Source organism: Polynucleobacter sp. UB-Siik-W21, from assembly GCF_018687415.1.
GTDB lineage: Bacteria > Pseudomonadota > Gammaproteobacteria > Burkholderiales > Burkholderiaceae > Polynucleobacter.
In genome coordinates this window covers 1,056,793-1,075,179 of record NZ_CP061289.1, presented here as the reverse complement: position 1 = coordinate 1,075,179, position 18,387 = coordinate 1,056,793, and the positions used below count along the sequence as shown (strand labels likewise).

Below are 18,387 nucleotides of genomic sequence, written 5' to 3'. Positions count from 1 at the left end.
GTGGCTGGAAGAATTGGTTTTGTATCCTTGGGTTGCCCCAAGGCTTTAGTAGATTCTGAGCTGATCCTCACGCAACTAAGTGCAGAGGGTTATGAGACTGCTAAAGATTATTCTGGCGCTGATCTCGTCGTTGTGAACACCTGTGGCTTTATTGATTCCGCTGTGGAGGAGAGCTTGTCTGCCATCGGTGAGGCGCTCGCAGAAAATGGCAAAGTAATTGTTACTGGTTGCTTAGGTGCCAGAAAAAATGCAGATGGTAGCGATCTGATCCAAAGCATTCACCCGAAAGTCCTCGCCGTTACTGGCCCACATGCGACTGCTGAGGTGATGCAGGCAATCCACTTGCATCTGCCTAAACCACATGATCCCTTCACTGATTTAGTTCCGCCGATTGGTGTGAAGCTTACACCAAAGCATTATGCGTACCTCAAGATTTCTGAAGGCTGCAATCATCGCTGCACGTTCTGCATTATTCCTAGCATGCGCGGAGACTTAGTTTCTCGCCCCATTGGCGAAGTGTTGCAAGAGGCTAAGCGTCTCTTTGAGTCGGGCGTTAAAGAACTGTTGGTCGTATCACAAGACACTAGTGCTTACGGTGTTGACATTCAATATCGCACTGGCTTTTGGGATGGCAAGCCAGTCAAAACCAGAATGTTTGATCTGGTGAATGCCCTAAATCAAATCGCACGCGAACATCAAGCCTGGGTCAGGCTCCATTACGTTTACCCATATCCTCATGTGGATGACATCTTGCCTTTAATGGCGGAGTTCTCAGAGCACGGTTATGGTGTTTTGCCCTATCTCGATATTCCTTTACAGCATGCCCACCCGGATGTCCTTAAGCGTATGAAGCGTCCTGCTAGTGGTGAAAAAAATATAGAGCGCATTCAGTCTTGGCGCCAAGCTTGTCCTGAGTTAGTGATTCGCAGTACTTTTATTGCAGGCTTCCCTGGCGAGACTGAAGAGGAATTTGAGCACTTGCTCAACTTCTTGGATGAAGCCCAAATTGACCGTGCTGGATGTTTTGCTTATTCCCCTGTGGATGGCGCAACTGCCAATCAGTTAGATAACCCAGTGCCCGAGGCTATTCGTGATGAACGCAAAGCCAGATTTATGGCTAAAGCCGAAGAAATTTCTATTCAGCGACTTACCAAGAAAGTCGGCAAGCGGATCCAAGTCATGATTGATCGGGTAGACGAATCTGGTGGAATTGGCCGCAGCATTGGTGACGCCCCTGAAATCGATGGTTTAGTCAGGGTTTTGCCTCCCAGTAAGCCTTCTAAGCGGTACCGAGCCGGAGAAATCATCCGCGCTACTGTCATTAGCTCCCAAGGGCATGATCTAATAGCCGAAACTTGAAGATTTTTTAAATATATTATTTGTTTAATGAAGTAAGTGGAAATTCAGCCCATTTTTGGGCATAGCTAAGGGGATTGATATGAGTCGTGATGTCGTTGTCTTAAGTGCTGTTCGTTCAGCAATCGGTACCTTCAATGGTTCTTTGAGCAGCTTTGAGCCTTCAGAGCTTGGTGGAATCGTCATGAAAGAAGCAGTAACTCGCTCTGGTGTAGATCCTGCTCTGATTAATTACGTGACTGTTGGCAATACGATTCCAACCGATAGTCGTTACGCTTACGTTGCACGGGTTGCTTCGATTCAGGCAGGTTTGCCTATGGATTCTGTCGCAATGGCGCTGAACCGTTTGTGCAGTTCTGGTTTGCAAGCGATTGTGACCACTGCTCAGCAAATTATGTTGGGTGATTGTGATTACGGTATTGGTGGTGGTGTTGAAGTAATGTCGCGCGGTATGTATGGTTCACCAGCGATGCGCAGTGGCGCTCGTATGGGTGATACCAAAATGCTCGATTTAATGGTGGCTGTTCTAACTGACCCATTTGGTGTTGGCCATATGGGCGTTACAGCAGAAAACCTGGTTGAAAAATGGAAGCTCACCCGTGAAGAGCAAGATTCATTGGCAGTGGAGTCACACCGTCGTGCAGCAAATGCCATTAAAGAAGGTCGCTTTAAATCACAAATCGTTCCAATCACGATCAAAACTCGCAAGGGCGATATCGTGTTTGATACCGATGAGCATTGCAAGCCTGATACCACTATGGAAACACTTGCCAAGATGAAGGCCGTGTTTAAAAAAGAAGGCGGCTCAGTGACTGCTGGCAATGCATCTGGTATTAATGACGGCGCAGCGTTTTTTGTATTGGCTGATGCTGAAACTGCTAAGAAGGCTGGGCATAAACCTATCGCACGTTTAGTGTCATACGCAGTAGCTGGCGTTCCAAACCACATTATGGGCGAAGGCCCAATCCCTGCGACCAAACTCGCTCTGGAGCGCGCTGGCCTGAAATTAGATCAAATCGATGTGATCGAGTCTAACGAAGCGTTTGCAGCGCAAGCTTTGGCAGTTACGAAAGGCCTCGGTTTAGATCCTGCTAAGACGAACGTGAATGGTGGAGCGATTGCTTTAGGTCACCCTATTGGTTGCTCTGGTGCGGCGATTGCAACTAAAGCGCTTCATGAATTACAGCGTGTACAAGGCAAATATGCTTTGGTCACCATGTGTATCGGTGGCGGTCAAGGTATTGCGACTATTTTTGAGCGCATGTAAATTGCCTAAGTAACCTTAAGCAATCAGCAGCAAAGCAGCATCCAAGCCGACGTGGTCAAAAGCCGCGTCGGCCTTTTCTTTAACGATCGGTTTAGCTTGATAGGCAACGCTAATACCTGAGCCATTCATCATGATCAGATCGTTTGCACCATCACCCATCGTGATTGCGTTGGCTTTGCTGCAGCCTAAGTTGCGGCAGGCGTCATCTAAATGAGCCGCTTTCGCGGCGCCATCAACAATATCGCCGAGCACCTTGCCAGTGAGCCTGCCATCAATGATCTCGAGCGTATTAGCTTGGGATTGCTTGAATCCCAATTGTTGCCTTAATTTTTCTGTGAAGAAGGTAAAGCCTCCAGAGACGAGCAGGGTATAGATTCCACGTTGATGGGCGCCTGCAAGAAGCTCAATGGCACCAGGATTTGGGCGTAAGCGTTCAAGATAGACTGATTCCAAAGCATCAGCGTGTACACCCTCTAAAAGCGCTACGCGTCTGCGCAAACTTTCTTTAAAATCTTTAATCTCACCGCGCATTGTGGCTTCAGTAATTTGGGCAACTGCTGATTTTTTGCCCGTAAAGTCTGCAATCTCATCGATGCATTCAATATTGATGAGGGTAGAGTCCATATCCATGGCAAGAACACGAATATCTTGTACCATTAAATTTGATTGCAGAAAGCATAGGTCTGTCCGATGGATATTTGCAATAGACCGTAAAGATTCTCTCTGAGTGATGTCTAGGTGCTGATTGCAATCCCAACGCTCTGAATGATATGCACCATTCGACATTTGTACGCCAAGACTGTGCAAAGTGGCGCCAAACTGCAAAGCCCGATCCTTCAGTTCAAAAACAAGCTTTTCAGAAATGGGTTCCCGAGAGAGAGCGACAAGAGTTTGGTGCGGTTGGTGCTTAGGCATAGCTAAATGATAGTGCTTAGAACGGCTGACTCGTTTAAGCGGCGCAAAACTTGTCGAATGACATCCAAGCGCTGCTCAAGCTTCTCAAACTCTCGGTCTTTTTGGGGCAGCACTTTTAACTTATCTTGGCCATTTAGCTGAATGTGTTTTGATGACTGAATCAGCTGAATAATCTTCATTGGATCAATCGGTGGGTTTGGAATAAATTGAATTTGGATAGAAGCTGTGCTGGCATCTATTTTCTTAATACCAAAACCAACCATTTCTAAACGCAGGCGGTGGGTTTCATAAAAAGATTTGGCTTGGTCTGGTAAATCGCCAAAGCGATCTACCAACTCTTCACGTAGACCCATTAATTCGGAAAAATCATTACAACCAGCAAAGCGCTTATATAAAGAGAGGCGCTCATGCACGTCAGGGCAATAGTCTTCAGGGAACAGGGCGGGCACACCTAAATTGACATCGGTAGTGGCTTGCAAAGGAGAGAGCAGATCTGGCTCTTTACCACTACGCAGAGACTTCACCGCGCGATTAAGCATCTCGGTATATAGCTGAAAGCCAATTTCATGAATTTCGCCCGACTGTTTATCCCCTAAGACTTCCCCAGCACCGCGTATCTCTAAATCGTGCATCGCTAAGTAGAAGCCAGAGCCAAGCTCTTCCATGGCTTGAATAGCATTCAAACGCAATTGGGCTTGTTTACTGAGGGCCTCAGGATCAGGTACCAATAGGTAGGCATAAGCTTGATGATGAGAGCGACCAACACGACCACGTAGCTGATGCAACTGCGCCAAGCCAAACTTATCCGCACGATGCATGATGATGGTGTTGGCTGTAGGTACATCGATACCGGTCTCAATAATGGTGGTACACAGCAGAATATTGGTGCGTTGAGTGACAAACTCACGCATGACAGATTCAAGCTCTCTTTCATGCATTTGCCCGTGAGCCACACTGATACTCGCCTCAGGAATGAGCTCCTGCAAAGCGTGTTTACGATTTTGAATCGTTTCTACTTCATTGTGCAAGAAGTAGACCTGACCACCGCGCTTAATCTCACGTAGGACAGCTTCACGAATGACGCCATCTCCTTCACGACGAACAAAGGTCTTAATTGCTAAGCGTTTTTGTGGTGCCGTTGCGATAATGGAGAACTCGCGCAGCCCTTCCATTGCCATTCCCAGTGTTCTTGGGATGGGTGTAGCCGTCAAAGTCAGAATATCAACTTCTGCACGTAAGGCTTTGAGTGCATCCTTTTGACGGACCCCAAAGCGATGCTCTTCATCCACGATGACTAAACCCAGATTAGCAAATTGCGTTTCTTTAGAAAGCAATTTATGGGTGCCGATAATGATGTCGGCTTCTCCTTTAGCGATCGCTTCGAGTGCTGCATTAATTTCTTTCGTGGTCTTAAAGCGAGATAGCTCAACAATTTTCACCGGCCAATCAGCAAAGCGATCTTTCCAAGTGGCAACATGTTGTTCGGCCAGTAAGGTGGTTGGAGCCAAAATGGCAACCTGTTTGCCACCCATTACTGCGACAAAGCTTGCCCGTAGAGCAACTTCTGTTTTGCCAAAGCCAACATCACCGCACACTAAGCGATCCATTGGAGTGCCGCTAGTCATATCGCCTATCACTGCTGCAATGGCGTTGGCCTGATCGGGTGTTTCTTCAAAGCCAAAACTTTCAGCAAATGCTGCATAGTCATGGGCTGAGAATTCAAACGCATGTCCTTTACGAATGGCTCTAGCTGCATAAAGACCTAAGAGTTCTGCAGCCGTATCGCGAATTTGTTGAGCAGCTTTCCTTTTGGCTTTATCCCACTGACCAGAGCCCAGTTGATGCAAGGGTGCCGAATCGGGGTCAGAGCCCGCGTAACGGGTCACCATCTGTAATTGCTGAACGGGTACATACAGTGTTGCTTGCCCCGCGTATTGCAAGTGCAAGAACTCTTCAAAGATGAGCGCTTCTTTAGATGGGGCAAGATTAAGTAGAACTAAGCCTTGGTATCTACCGATCCCATGTTCTGCATGTACTACTGGGTCGCCAATCTTGAGCTCAGACAAATCCTTAAAGAGCATATCGGGATCAGCATTTTCTGAACCTTTACTCTTACGCCTTTGTCTTGCTGTTGAGGTAAATAATTCTGCCTCTGTAATAACCAGTACATTTTCTGCTTGCCAAAGAAAGCCATTAAAAAGCGGGGCAGTCACTAAGCCAAACAGAGCATCACTTTTCATGAAATCAGCGATGTTTTCAAAGCCTTCAGGCTTGAGCTGGAAAAGCGGCTTACCATGTTGACCAGTTACAGAATTACTTTCCTCAAGCAATTGCCGAATAGATTCTTTACGTCCCGCACTATCACTACAAATCAGGATGCGGAGTTTCTCTTGAGCAACAAGCTGGCGCAAGCGCGCTATCGGATCAGTATCGCGGCGATGAACAGCAATATCAGGAACAGGTAAAAATTGCTTGGCCTCATCCTCTTCATTGTCTAAAACTAAGCGGGCATAGGGCTTAGTGGTGGTGAAGAATTCATCTACATCGAGAAATAATTCTTTTGGCGGAAGAATCGGGCGATCTAGGTCATGTTTGAGAAATTCATAGCGAGAGACAGTGTCTTTCCAAAAACTGCGAATAGATTCTTCTGCATTGCCAATGCTGACTAGCCAAACCGGATCACCCGATCTGGGGAAGTAATCAAATAGACTGGACTGCTCTTCAAAAAATAAAGGTAAGTAGGATTCGATGCCAGCACTGGGTATACCTAGGTTGGCATCCTTGTAGATGGTGCAACGGGTTGGGTCACCTTCAAATACCTCGCGCCAACGGCCTCTAAAGGCAGTGCGTGCTTCATCATTAAAGGGAAACTCGTGACCCGGTAGTAATCGAACCTCTTTTACAGGATACAAACTGCGTTGTGTATCAGGATCAAAAGAGCGGATCTGCTCAATCTCATCACCAAACAAATCGAGACGATAGGGCAAGCTGGAGCCCATGGGAAATAAGTCGATTAGGCCACCACGAATACTATATTCACCTGGTCGCATCACAGCGCTGACAGGGTCGTAGCCCGCTTGTTGCAATTGCAGTCTTAAGGCTGATTCATTGAGCTTATCGCCTTGTCTGAAGAAAAACGTGTGACCTGATAAAAATTGCGGGGGACCCAGACGCTGGAGCGCAGTAGTCACTGGAACTAAAACAATGTCACAACTTCCATTGAGTAACTCATAGAGGGTGGCGAGTCGCTCCGAAACTAAATCTTGGTGTGGCGAGAAATGATCGTAGGGGAGGATTTCCCAATCAGGCAATAAGCGGACCTTGAGTTGCGGGGCAAAAGCAGGAATCTCTTCAACCAGTCTTTGGGCTTCTTGAGCCTGGGCACAGAAAATCACCATGACGGAGAAATCGTTGCGGTAGCGCAGGGCGGATTGGGCAAGCAAAGCCGCATCAGCTGATCCTACTAGCCCTGAGAAGGTAAAGCGCTGCCCAGCCCGCGGCGCAGGTATGGGGGGTACTAGATTTAATGCGTCAGACATCTGTGCTCATTATAGAATCAGGCATGGGCTTAGGAAATCAATCTACAGTGAAATGCCACGCACTCTTGCCAACCGCAGGGTCTGGTTCTCGACTGGGCGGTGAGCTTCCTAAGCAGTTTCAGCAGTTGGCAGGAAAGCCGATGTTGGCTTATGCCCTTGAAGCTTTCATGCAATCCCCCCAAATCGAGTCTATTTGGATCGGCGTTGCCCCTGGTTTTATTGATAACCCCATTCTCAAGACTCTTGCCGATGGCATGAATAGCGGCGAGAACGGTAAGCCCATTCACTTTTTACCAACCGGTGGACCCACTCGCCAAGAAACCGTTCGCAATACCTTGAGCGCATTGTTGAAATCAGGCATCTCTGCTGACGATTGGGTATTAGTTCATGACGCTGCCCGTCCTGGCATTACTCCAGCCTTAATCGATAAGCTCATCACCTCTGTCGTGAAATCATCATCAGGAGGCTTATTGGCCATCCCATTAGCAGATACTTTGAAGCAAGCCGATCTTGATTCTGTGGTTGCTGGCAATATGCCACATACAGAGAAAACGATTCCTCGCAAACATCTTTGGCAAGCTCAAACGCCACAAATGTTTGGTATAAAAAAATTACACGATGCGCTGCAAGATGCCATTAGACAAGAGGCAGATGTCACTGATGAAGCCAGTGCAATGGAGTTATCAGGCGTTAAACCACTACTCATCGAGGGTGCCACTCGCAATTTCAAAGTGACTCATCCAGCCGATTGGGAATTAATGCAATTGCTTTTGAACTCTAGTCATTCATAAAAATCTAGCTATGACACAAACTACGCCTCACATTCCTCAGTTCCGTATTGGTCAAGGCTATGACGTTCATGCCTTGGTGGCAGATCGCAAGCTTATTCTTGGCGGAGTGCATGTCCCTTACGAGAAGGGCTTGTTAGGGCATTCAGATGCTGATGCGTTATTACATGCGCTGACAGATGCATTGCTAGGTGCTGCAGGCTTGAATGATATTGGTCAGCTGTTTCCTGATACTGACCCACAATTCAAAGATATGGATAGCCGCATATTAATTAGAGCAGCATTACAAAAGATTCAAGCTGCTGGATATCATGTGGGCAATGTGGATGCCACCATCATCTGCCAAAAACCCAAGTTAGCTGAATTCTTACCAGAAATGGTTCGTAATATTGCCCATGATCTTGCCGTTACACCAAGTCATGTCAATCTCAAAGCCAAGACAAATGAATCTCTTGGACATCTTGGTAGAGGCGAGGGTATTGCAGTGCACGCCGTGGCATTACTCTACAAGTCATAATATTTTCTCAATCTCATTGGAGCAGTTCATGGGTCATTCCATTGATCAAGTAGCACTAAAGCAATTATTTATAGATGCACGCACGCATAATGCATGGCAACCAAAATCCGTCAGCGATGAGCAACTAAAGCAAATTTACGAGATCTATAAATTTGCACCCACATCCGTAAACAGCAATCCAGCCCACGTTCTTTTTGTAAAAAGCCCAGCAGAAAAAGAGCGCTTAGTAGCCTGCGTTAATCCAAGTAATGTAGATAAAACCAAAAGTGCACCAGTAACTGCCATCATTGGTATGGATCTGGATTTTTATGAACAGCTACCCAAGCTTTTCCCCCATGTAGATGCGAAAAGTTGGTTTATCGGGAAAGATGACTATATTCAGTCAACGGCTTTCAGAAACTCTAGCTTGCAAGGCGCTTATTTGATCTTGGCCGTTAGAGCCCTAGGCCTAGATTGTGGCGCTATGAGTGGCTTTGATGCTGATAAGGTAAACGCGGAGTTTTTCCCTGGCGGCAGTTTAAAAGCGAACTTTTTGCTCAATATTGGCTATGGAGATGCCTCTAGCTTGATGCCACGTCATCCCCGCCCATCCTTTGATGAGGCCTGCAGGATCCTATAGACCCTCAAGCATTGTAGAATTACGGTTTTTAGAGTGAAGTTTAAGCTCGGCAGTGTTTGCGGATATCGCGAGGATGGCGAAATTGGTAGACGCACCAGGTTTAGGTCCTGACGCCAGAAATGGTGTGGGGGTTCGAGTCCCCCTCCTCGCACCACAAGATTGCTACTTGGCTTGGACTTCACATTTCCAGATCTTCAATTAAGAGACGAGAATGGCTGTGCAGATAGAAAATTTAGGTTCGTTAAACCGCAAAATGACTTTGGAATTCGCTCGTGCTGATTTGACAAAAGCACGCGAAGCTCGTTTGGCTAAAGTTGGTAAGACCATGAAAATGGCCGGCTTCCGTCCAGGTAAGGTGCCTAAGAATATTGTTGAAAAGCAATATGGCATGCAAGTGGATTTCGAACTCCAGTTTGATAAAGCTTCTGAACTCTTTTATGAGCAAAGTCAAAAAGAGGGCGTTAAGCTGGCCGGACAACCTCGTCTAGAACCAAAGAGCGAACTCGATGCTGACACGATTGTGTTTGATGCTTTCTTTGAAGTACTGCCTGAAGTCAAGGTCGGTGATTTCAGTAAAGCGGAAGTAACTAAGTACACCACTGAGATTGGTGACGCAGAAATAGATCGTGCACTTGACGTACTGCGTAAACAACAAGTGCATTACCACTCCCGAGGCGAAGCTGGCCCCCATGGTGATGGTGGTGCTAATACTGCCGCGCAAAACGGTGACCAAGTGATCATCGACTTTGTTGGCAAGATTGATGGCGTTGAGTTTACTGGCGGAAAAGCAGAAGACTTCGAATATGTCTTAGGTGAAGGGCGCATGCTTCCTGAGTTTGAAGCGGCTACCTTAGGATTAAAGGTTGGCGAGAGTAAGGCATTTCCATTAAGCTTCCCAGCGGATTACCATGGCAAAGAGGTAGCCGGTAAAACTGCAGAGTTCACCATTACTGTGAAGTCTGTTAACTGGGCACACTTGCCTGTAGTAGATGATGCGTTTGCACTTTCCTTAGGTGTAACCGAAGGTGGCGTTGCGAAAATGCGCGAAGAAGTAAAACAAAATTTAGATCGCGAAGTAAAGCGTCGCATTACTTCCTTATTAAAAAGTGAAGTCATGGAGAAAGTGAATGAATTATGTGAACTCGATGTTCCTAAATCATTAGTTGCGTCTGAACAGGAACGCTTAGTTCAAGGTGCGCGTGAAGACCTCATTCAACGCGGCGTGCCAAACGCTAAGGATGCCCCAATCCCGCCAGAGATTTTTGCTGAGCAGGCACTCAAGCGGGTGCGCCTTGGTTTGATCTTAGGCGACTTGGTAAAGCAAAATAACCTGGCTGCTACGGCCGACCAAATCAAGACTGAAATTGACGAACAGGCAGCAACTTACGAAGATCCTAAAGAAGTAGTTCGTTGGTTCTACAGCAACCCAAGCCGCCTAAAAGACATTGAAAATCTGGTGTTAGAAGACAATGTGATTAAATATTTCACATCTTTAGCTAAAGTGAACGATAAGGCGATTAGCTTTGAAGAGTTAAGCAAGCTAAACTAAGTTGTCATTTATTTAATAAAAAGGCCTCAATATGATCCAGAATCAATTTCAATCTGAAGATTTAGAACCGAAAGGATTGGGTTTGGTTCCGATGGTTATCGAGACCTCGGGTCGGGGTGAGCGTGCATACGACATTTATTCACGCCTCCTAAAAGAGCGCGTCGTGTTCTTAGTCGGCGAAGTGAATGATCAAACGGCTAATTTGGTAATAGCGCAGTTACTATTCTTGGAAAGCGAAAATCCAGATAAAGACATTTCTTTATATATCAACTCACCAGGTGGATCGGTATCTGCTGGTTTGGCGATATACGATACGATGCAATTTATCAAACCAAATGTCAGCACCTTGTGCATGGGCATGGCAGCCAGTATGGGTGCATTCTTATTATGTGCCGGCGAGAAAGAGAAACGCTACGCATTGCCGAACTCTCGCGTCATGATCCATCAGCCTTTGGGTGGCGCACGCGGACAGGCTTCAGATATTGAAATTCAAGCACGTGAGATTCTGTATTTACGTGAGCGTCTTAATAAGATCTTGGCTGATCGCACTGGCCAATCAATCGAAACGATTGCAAAAGATACTGATCGTGACAACTTCATGTCTGCTGAACAAGCGCGTGATTACGGTCTGATCGATAAAGTGATTGAAAAGCGCCCTTAAGCGCTAGACCTAACTACACTGATTGAGCGAATACTTTGAACGATACAACGAGCACCAATTCAACTGATAAAGTTTTGTATTGCTCCTTTTGTGGCAAGAGCCAGCACGAAGTCAAAAAACTGATCGCCGGCCCTTCTGTATTCATCTGTGATGAGTGCATCGATCTTTGCACCGATATTATTCAAGAAGAGATTGCCAAACTTCCTAAAGATGAGGGTGATGGCTCTCTGCCAACCCCACACCAGATTCGTGAAAACCTTGATCAGTATGTGATTGGTCAAGAACACGCTAAGAAGACTTTGGCTGTAGCTGTTTACAACCATTACAAGCGTTTGCAATATCTCCCTATGCCTAAAAAAGTGAAGTTAGATAAGGACGGCAAACCTGTTGAGGCGCTTGACAAAAAAGAACCCAAGCTTGCTGCTAAAGCGATTGTGGATGGAGTTGAGTTGGCAAAGAGCAATATTTTGCTGATCGGACCAACTGGTTCCGGCAAAACATTGTTAGCGCAAACATTGGCTCGTATGCTCGATGTACCTTTTGTGATGGCTGATGCAACCACATTAACTGAAGCTGGTTACGTTGGTGAAGACGTAGAGAATATTATTCAAAAACTTTTACAAGCGTGCGATTACAACGTTGAAAAAGCGCAGCGCGGTATTGTGTACATTGATGAGATCGATAAGATTTCTCGTAAGTCAGATAACCCATCGATTACGCGGGATGTATCTGGTGAGGGCGTTCAACAAGCTTTGTTAAAGCTGGTTGAAGGTACGATGGCCTCCGTGCCACCACAAGGTGGACGGAAGCATCCAAACCAAGATTTTCTACAAGTCGATACCACTAATATTTTGTTTATCTGCGGCGGTGCCTTTGACGGTTTAGAAAAAGTGATTCAGCAACGTACCGCTAAAACGGGTATTGGCTTCAATGCTGTCGTTCCTGGCAAAGACGATCGCGGTGTCAGTGATTTGCTGGTTGAAGTTGAACCAGAAGATCTGATTAAATTTGGTTTGATTCCCGAATTGATTGGTCGCTTGCCTGTCGTGGCTACATTGGCTCAGCTTGATGAAGAGGCTTTAATTCAAATTCTGACTGAACCCAAAAATGCACTGGTAAAGCAATATCAAGCCTTACTGACCATGGAGGGCTCCGAACTTGAAGTCCGTCTTGAAGCGCTTTCGGCTATTGCTAAGAAGGCTATCGCCCGCAAAACCGGTGCACGTGGCCTGAGATCTATCCTGGAAGGCTCTTTGATGGATGTGATGTACGACTTGCCATCCTTAAAGAATGTTCAAAAGGTCGTGATTGACGAATCGAGTATTGCTGAGGGCGGTAAACCCTTATTAGTCTATAAACAAGATCTCGAACAATCCGATTTAAGCAAAAAAGCCTAAATTTTCAGTGTTTTTGCCATTTATTTGGCCTATTTGCCTCTTTTCTGCGCCTTTTTCCCTTGAATTTCAGTAAGTGCTACCCATATAGGTAGTATGCTATTCAAAATATCGTCTGTATTTAGTGGCTATTAAATCTCATAACACTAGAAGTAGACCCTTGAGGATTGATTACTTTGGAGGAATTGCCTAATGCCTGGCCACTTATTACTACCCTCTGAGCCGATTCAACTACCGTTACTGCCCTTGCGGGACGTAGTTGTCTTCCCCCATATGGTGATCCCCCTGTTTGTAGGTCGCCCAAAGTCCATTAAAGCACTAGAGGCCGCGATGGAAACGGGTAAAAATGTCCTTTTAGTAGCGCAAAAGACTGCTGCTAAGGATGAGCCTGTTATTGAGGATCTCTATGAGGTCGGTTGCATTGCCAATATTCTGCAAATGCTTAAATTACCTGATGGCACCGTGAAGGTGCTCGTTGAGGGAGTGCAACGTGCTGAAGTGAGCCAAATTGAAGATAGCCTTGGTTACTTCAATTGCGAAGCTACGCCAACGGCTTTAAATGCCATTGATGCCCATGAAACTGAAGCCTTGCGCCGCGCTATCATGGCTCAGTTTGATCAATACGTAAAACTGAATAAAAAAGTTCCGCAAGAAATCTTGTCATCGCTTGGTGGCATTGATGACCCAAGCCGTCTTGCCGACACGATTTGCGCACATTTACCAGTGAAACTGGAGCAGAAGCAACGCTTACTGGAGATGACTGATGTTGTTCAGCGTCTCGAAAGCCTCTTGGCTGATCTTGAAAGTGAGATCGATATTCTGCAAGTGGAAAAGCGCATTCGTGGACGCGTGAAGCGCCAAATGGAAAAGAGTCAGCGCGAGTACTACTTGAATGAGCAAGTCAAAGCGATTCAGAAAGAATTAGGCGAGGGTGAAGAGGGTGCTGATCTCGAAGAGCTCGAGAAGCGCATTAAAGCGGCTCTTATGCCTAAAGAGGCTTTGAAAAAAGCAGAATCAGAATTAAAGAAGCTCAAGTTGATGTCGCCTATGTCTGCTGAAGCTACCGTGATTCGTAACTTCATTGATACCCTGGTCAATCTTCCTTGGAAGAAAAAGACCAAGATCAATAATGATCTGACTAATGCTGAAAAAGTATTGGATGAAGACCACTATGGTTTAGACAAAGTCAAAGAACGCATTCTGGAATATCTCGCAGTTCAACAACGCGTTGACCGTGTTAAAGCACCGATTCTTTGTTTAGTTGGCCCTCCTGGCGTTGGTAAAACTTCTCTAGGCCAATCGATTGCTCGTGCAACTAATCGAAAGTTCGTGCGTATGGCATTGGGCGGCGTGCGTGATGAGTCTGAGATTCGTGGTCACCGTCGTACCTATATTGGTTCTATGCCGGGCAAGATTTTGACTAGCTTAACCAAAGTAGGCGTGCGCAATCCATTATTCCTCTTGGATGAAGTAGACAAGATGGGTATGGATTTCCGTGGTGATCCTGCTAGCGCCTTATTGGAAGTTTTGGATCCCGAACAGAATCATACGTTCCAAGATCATTATGTCGAGGTTGATTTTGATCTCTCAGATGTGATGTTCGTTGCCACCTCTAATTCATTAAATATTCCCGGCCCATTGCTTGATCGTTTAGAAATTATTCGTTTGGCTGGCTATACCGAGGATGAAAAGACCAGTATTGCTGTCAATTATTTAATTCCAAAGCAAATCAAGAACAATGGTTTAAAAAAGGATGAATTAAAGATAGAAGAGAGTGCTGTACGCAATATGATTCGCTACTACACCCGCGAAGCTGGTGTGCGTTCTCTTGAAAGAGAAATTAGCAAGATCTGCCGTAAAGTAGTTAAGCTTTTGCTCTTGAAAAAAGAAGCTGCGCCAATTGTTGTCAATGCAGATAATTTAGAGAAGTTCTTATCTGTCCGCATGTATGACTTCGGTTTGGCTGGTAAAGAGAATCAAGTTGGTCAAGTGACTGGTTTGGCATGGACAGAAGTAGGCGGCGATCTTCTGACAATTGAGGCTGCGACGATGCCTGGTAAAGGTGTCATTACTCGCACCGGTTCGATTGGCGATGTCATGAAGGAGTCAGTCGAAGCTGCTCGCACTGTGGTTCGCTCTAGAGCAAAACGTCTTGGTATCACAGATGAGGCATTTGAGAAGAAAGATATCCATATCCACTTCCCCGATGGTGCAACTCCTAAAGATGGCCCTTCAGCTGGTATCGCGATCACTACTGCGTTGGTATCCGTATTTACAGGAATTCCCATTCGATCTGATGTGGCCATGACTGGTGAAATTACTTTGCGAGGTGAAGTGCTTCCGATTGGTGGTTTGAAAGAGAAACTATTGGCTGCTCATCGTGGTGGTATTAAGCTGGCCTTGATCCCTGAAGAAAACGTCAAAGATCTGATTGATATTCCAGACAACGTTAAGAATGCGATCGAAATTGTGCCAGTTCGCTGGATTGATAAGGTTCTTGAGCTTGCTTTAGAGCGCATGCCAGAAGCACTGCCTGATCCTACTCCTGAAGAGTTGGCTAAGAAAGTCACTGAGGCAAGTAAAGCCAGTGAAAGTGTCTCTTCCGGAGATATTCTTAAGCACTAACCTAAGTTAGGCAGAAGCCCGGTTATCATCAAAGCCACCCAGCACTTGAGGGTGGTTTTGATGTATTTCATGCGAAAACCCACGCTTAGGTTACAATCTCACCTGTAATATTTTGGGGCGCTTAGCTCAGTTGGTAGAGCGTCTGCCTTACACGCAGAATGTCGGGAGTTCGAGCCTCTCAGCGCCCACCAAATATTCACCATCTATAGCCTTTTCTCGGCTTTCTGATTTATATCTCCTGTGCCTAGTAAACTCTTACTATCCCTGCTTATTTCTAATCTTTACTAGCGATCTAATTCATGTTTGATACCGTCCGTAAGCATCAAAAATTACTTCAGCTCGTGCTGATGTTGTTCATTGTTCCGTCATTCGTCTTTTTTGGTATTTCGAGCTATTCCAGCTTCATGGACAAAGAGACGGATTTGGTCAAAGTCAACGGCAAACCGATTACTGCGCAAGAAGTCGATAACGCTGCTAAGCGACAGGCTGAACGTGTTGGCGGTAATTTGCAAATTGCCCAAAGCTTGCCATTTAAACAGGCCATCTTGAATGAATTGTTGCAACAACGCATCCTCGGTTTTGCTGTAGTAGATCTTCGTCTGCAAGTTGGTAAAGAAGCTTTGATTAAGAGTCTGCAAGGTATTCCTCAAATTCGTGCCCTCTATCGTCAAGATGGCAGTTTTGATGATGTTCGCTTCAAGCAACTACTGGCTAGCAATGGTTTAAATGAAGAGCAGTTTTACGCAAGTCAGGCTTTTGATTTAAAGATTGGGCAATTGGTTAACTCTGTTGCACGGACTGAGATCGGCACACCGAAACTATCTGAAATTGTTTCTACGCTCTATGAAACAGAGCGTCAAGTTCAAACCCTGTCGTTTACTGCTAAAGACTATTTGAGTAAAGTGAATCCCAGTCAAGACGAACTACAGGCTTTCTATAACGCGAATGCCAAGTTATTTGAAAGCCCTGAGTTTATTGACGTGGAATATATCGTTCTGAAGGCTGATCCCAAAGAAGATGCCAAAGCATTTAGCGAAAAGGCAGACCAATTTGCCAATATGACTTATGACCAATCTGATAGTCTGAAACCTGCTGCTGATAAATTAAAATTATCGATTCAGACGCAAAAGGGATTGACCCGCTCTGGCGTCACTGGTGTTTCTAGAGAACATCCACTAGCAAATCCAAAAGTGGTCCAGTCATTGTTTGGTGATGAGGCATTGAAGAACAAACGTAATACTGAAGCGGTACAAACTACCCCTGGTGTTTTTGTTTCTGCTCGGGTAGTCACATTTCATCCTGCACAAATTTTGCCTTATCAAGATGTTGCCGCTGAAGTGAAGCGTCAGGTTAGTCAGCGTGCTGCAGAAAAATTAGCGGTGGCTGCTGCCGCAGAAAAATTTGGCACTTTACAAAAAGACCCAAAGAATTCCAGTGGCTTTGCCAGCCCATTTTGGGTTTCACGTAATAAGCCCGCTAATCTAGTTGGACCAGCATTAGATGACGTCATGTCTATTCATCCTGATCAATTTCCTAAAGTGGTTTCTGTCAGCATTCCGGGTATTGGTGCAACCTTATATCGGGTAGATCAGGCGCGACAGCCTACAGGCTTAGATGCCAAGATTCACAAAGCTCAAGCACAGCAAATCCAGGCTTTAGCATCTCAATCAGAGTTTGCTGGTTTTATGGCTTACTGGCGTAATGCGGCTGTTGTAAAAGTGATCAACCCATTGAAGCCGCCATCAACTGGTGCTGGTAGTTAGTTCTAATAGCTAGTTCTGAAAGTAGATCCAGAACGTTGGACTGGTCTTTACTGTGATGGTTGGAGAAGTTTTTGATATGGGGCCATAGCGCCCCATACGTTTTTAAAGAGGATGGCTTGTGCCGCAACATTGGGGTGAATGTTATCCGCTTGAAATAGTTCTTTATTGGCTGCAACGCCATTTAAAAAGAAGGGTAATAATTCAAGCCCTTCTTGGGTTGCGAGTGTTGAATAGAGTTCTTTGAATTGTTTGGTGTAATGTTGCCCATAGTTGGGCGGTATTTGCATCCCTAATAGTAAAACCTTTGCCCCAGTTTTTTTGCTCAATACAATCATTCTTCGAAGGTTATTTTGTGTTTGCTCAATTGATAGTCCGCGTAATGCGTCGTTTGCGCCGAGCTCTAACAAAACCATTCCTGGTTTTTTAGACTCTAGGAGTGCTGGTAGGCGAGCGAGACCCCCCGAAGTAGTTTCTCCGCTAATGCTGGCATTAAAGACTGTCCAAGGACTAGGTTGTTTTTGTAATTGCCCTTCAAGAAGTTTGACCCAGCCTGACCCTTTGGGTAAGCCATATTCAGCTGAAAGGCTATCGCCCATGACCAAGATCACAGGATTGGCGTGAATCGCTGTGGCAATGGGGATTAACAGGCAAAATAAGCCTATTGATAGCAGTTGCTGTTTTTTGCAGGTCCACCAACTTTGAATCATTTATGAGCACTCCAACAAAAGTATTGAGCGCAAATCATCTCGGAAAACAAGTGTCATCTAGCGATGGCTCATTGACCATTTTGCACGACATTTGTTTTGATATTACACAGGGAGAAAGTGTCGCCATTACTGGAGCCTCAGGATCCGGTAAAAGTACCTTGTTAGGCTTGCTGGCTGGACTGGATCTGCCAAGCTCTGGAAACGTTTACCTGATGGGTCAAGACCTCAATACTCTAGACGAAGATGGACGGGCAAAGCTACGCGCTTCCCATGTGAGCTTTGTATTTCAGTCCTTTCAGTTGTTATCTCATTTAACTGCCTTAGAAAATGTCTTATTACCAGCACAGATGAGCGGTCGCAAGGATGCTAAGGCTGAAGCGGTGTCTTGGCTTGAAAAGGTGGGTTTACAAGACCGTCTCAATCATTTCCCCAAAACCTTATCTGGCGGTGAGCAGCAACGGGTAGCCCTTGCTAGAGCCTTTATTGTCCAGCCTGACATTCTTTTCGCTGATGAGCCGACTGGCAGCCTAGATGAGGCCAGCGGAGAGAGGGTGATTCAGTTACTGTTTGAGCTCAATCAAGCCAGCAAATCTACCCTCATATTGGTCACCCATGATCCCGCCTTGGCCAATCGGTGCCAGCGCCAGCTACACCTCCAGGGTGGTCGCCTAGTGTAGGCAAAACCTT

At 45.8% G+C, this 18,387-nt stretch carries 14 protein-coding genes and 2 tRNA genes; 13 read left to right on the top strand and 3 right to left on the bottom strand.

Features of this window, described 5'->3' with window-relative positions; translation table 11 throughout:
• A complete protein-coding gene (gene rimO, locus C2756_RS05610) occupies nt 1-1,359 on the top strand; it encodes a 30S ribosomal protein S12 methylthiotransferase RimO (protein ID WP_215317923.1) in 1,359 nt (452 codons plus the stop codon).
• A 79-nt stretch (nt 1,360-1,438) separates the two neighbouring features.
• Complete coding sequence (locus tag C2756_RS05605; protein ID WP_215317921.1) at nt 1,439-2,623, top strand: acetyl-CoA C-acyltransferase family protein; 1,185 nt, start codon at nt 1,439-1,441, stop codon at nt 2,621-2,623.
• A gap of 15 nt (nt 2,624-2,638) precedes the next feature.
• Here the strand turns inward: C2756_RS05605 and serB are convergent, their stop codons facing one another.
• Both serB and mfd read right to left on the bottom strand, forming a co-directional pair.
• Nucleotides 2,639-3,538 carry a phosphoserine phosphatase SerB gene (serB, locus tag C2756_RS05600; RefSeq protein WP_215317920.1) on the bottom strand — a complete coding sequence of 300 codons (900 nt, stop codon included), beginning with the start codon at nt 3,536-3,538 and terminating at the stop codon, nt 2,639-2,641.
• A gap of 2 nt (nt 3,539-3,540) precedes the next feature.
• A complete protein-coding gene (gene mfd, locus C2756_RS05595) occupies nt 3,541-7,077 on the bottom strand; it encodes a transcription-repair coupling factor (RefSeq protein WP_215317919.1) in 3,537 nt (1,178 codons plus the stop codon).
• Between mfd and ispD the strand changes: the two genes are divergently transcribed.
• The 10 genes from ispD to C2756_RS05545 all read left to right on the top strand — a co-directional run bounded on the left by ispD (nt 7,065) and on the right by C2756_RS05545 (nt 16,993).
• The gene (ispD, locus tag C2756_RS05590) at nt 7,065-7,868 is read left to right on the top strand and encodes a 2-C-methyl-D-erythritol 4-phosphate cytidylyltransferase (protein ID WP_251371988.1); all 804 of its coding nucleotides are present in this window, start codon (nt 7,065-7,067) and stop codon (nt 7,866-7,868) included. The two genes, mfd and ispD, sit on opposite strands and share 13 nt — an antisense overlap.
• A 10-nt stretch (nt 7,869-7,878) precedes the next feature.
• A complete protein-coding gene (gene ispF / locus C2756_RS05585; protein WP_215317918.1) occupies nt 7,879-8,382 on the top strand; it encodes a 2-C-methyl-D-erythritol 2,4-cyclodiphosphate synthase in 504 nt (167 codons plus the stop codon).
• Nucleotides 8,383-8,410: 28 nt separating this feature from the next.
• Nucleotides 8,411-9,001: a malonic semialdehyde reductase gene (locus tag C2756_RS05580; RefSeq protein ID WP_215317917.1), complete on the top strand. Its 591-nt coding sequence runs from the start codon at nt 8,411-8,413 to the stop codon at nt 8,999-9,001.
• Between the two features lie 67 nt (nt 9,002-9,068).
• Nucleotides 9,069-9,155 (top strand) — tRNA-Leu (locus tag C2756_RS05575).
• 57 nt (nt 9,156-9,212) lie between these two features.
• Entirely contained in the window at nt 9,213-10,550 is a 1,338-nt protein-coding gene (gene tig / locus C2756_RS05570) for a trigger factor (protein WP_215317916.1), read from the top strand.
• Between the two features lie 31 nt (nt 10,551-10,581).
• Nucleotides 10,582-11,211, top strand: a complete 630-nt coding sequence (gene clpP, locus C2756_RS05565; RefSeq protein WP_215297184.1) for an ATP-dependent Clp endopeptidase proteolytic subunit ClpP — start codon at nt 10,582-10,584, stop codon at nt 11,209-11,211.
• 35 nt (nt 11,212-11,246) lie between these two features.
• On the top strand, nt 11,247-12,608 hold the full coding sequence (gene clpX, locus C2756_RS05560) for an ATP-dependent Clp protease ATP-binding subunit ClpX (protein WP_215320690.1): 1,362 nt from the start codon (nt 11,247-11,249) through the stop codon (nt 12,606-12,608).
• A 189-nt stretch (nt 12,609-12,797) separates the two neighbouring features.
• Nucleotides 12,798-15,230, top strand: coding sequence for an endopeptidase La (gene lon / locus C2756_RS05555; RefSeq protein WP_215320688.1), 2,433 nt, complete (start codon nt 12,798-12,800; stop codon nt 15,228-15,230).
• Between the two features lie 115 nt (nt 15,231-15,345).
• A tRNA-Val gene (locus C2756_RS05550) sits at nt 15,346-15,421 on the top strand.
• A gap of 108 nt (nt 15,422-15,529) precedes the next feature.
• Nucleotides 15,530-16,993 carry a peptidylprolyl isomerase gene (locus tag C2756_RS05545; RefSeq protein WP_215320685.1) on the top strand — a complete coding sequence of 488 codons (1,464 nt, stop codon included), beginning with the start codon at nt 15,530-15,532 and terminating at the stop codon, nt 16,991-16,993.
• Nucleotides 16,994-17,040: 47 nt separating this feature from the next.
• Here the strand turns inward: C2756_RS05545 and C2756_RS05540 are convergent, their stop codons facing one another.
• Nucleotides 17,041-17,700 (bottom strand): arylesterase, encoded by a 660-nt coding sequence (locus tag C2756_RS05540; protein ID WP_215320683.1) that lies wholly within the window; start codon nt 17,698-17,700, stop codon nt 17,041-17,043.
• Between the two features lie 2 nt (nt 17,701-17,702).
• Here C2756_RS05540 and C2756_RS05535 point away from each other — a divergent pair, with 2 nt between their 5' ends.
• Nucleotides 17,703-18,377 carry an ABC transporter ATP-binding protein gene (locus tag C2756_RS05535; protein ID WP_215320681.1) on the top strand — a complete coding sequence of 225 codons (675 nt, stop codon included), beginning with the start codon at nt 17,703-17,705 and terminating at the stop codon, nt 18,375-18,377.
• The last annotated feature ends 10 nt before the right edge of the window (nt 18,378-18,387 follow it).

Bases quoted from the DNA above. Each gene is read 5' to 3' on its own strand.
- C2756_RS05605 (WP_215317921.1), top strand. From the start codon at position 1,439: ATGAGTCGTGATGTCGTTGTCTTAAGTGCTGTTCGTTCAGCAATCGGT.
- serB (WP_215317920.1), bottom strand. From the start codon at position 3,538: ATGCCTAAGCACCAACCGCACCAAACTCTTGTCGCTCTCTCTCGGGAA.
- ispD (WP_251371988.1), top strand. From the start codon at position 7,065: ATGCGTCAGACATCTGTGCTCATTATAGAATCAGGCATGGGCTTAGGA.
- mfd (WP_215317919.1), bottom strand. From the start codon at position 7,077: ATGTCTGACGCATTAAATCTAGTACCCCCCATACCTGCGCCGCGGGCT.
- ispF (WP_215317918.1), top strand. From the start codon at position 7,879: ATGACACAAACTACGCCTCACATTCCTCAGTTCCGTATTGGTCAAGGC.
- C2756_RS05580 (WP_215317917.1), top strand. From the start codon at position 8,411: ATGGGTCATTCCATTGATCAAGTAGCACTAAAGCAATTATTTATAGAT.
- tig (WP_215317916.1), top strand. From the start codon at position 9,213: ATGGCTGTGCAGATAGAAAATTTAGGTTCGTTAAACCGCAAAATGACT.
- clpP (WP_215297184.1), top strand. From the start codon at position 10,582: ATGATCCAGAATCAATTTCAATCTGAAGATTTAGAACCGAAAGGATTG.
- lon (WP_215320688.1), top strand. From the start codon at position 12,798: ATGCCTGGCCACTTATTACTACCCTCTGAGCCGATTCAACTACCGTTA.
- C2756_RS05545 (WP_215320685.1), top strand. From the start codon at position 15,530: ATGTTTGATACCGTCCGTAAGCATCAAAAATTACTTCAGCTCGTGCTG.
- C2756_RS05540 (WP_215320683.1), bottom strand. From the start codon at position 17,700: ATGATTCAAAGTTGGTGGACCTGCAAAAAACAGCAACTGCTATCAATA.
- C2756_RS05535 (WP_215320681.1), top strand. From the start codon at position 17,703: ATGAGCACTCCAACAAAAGTATTGAGCGCAAATCATCTCGGAAAACAA.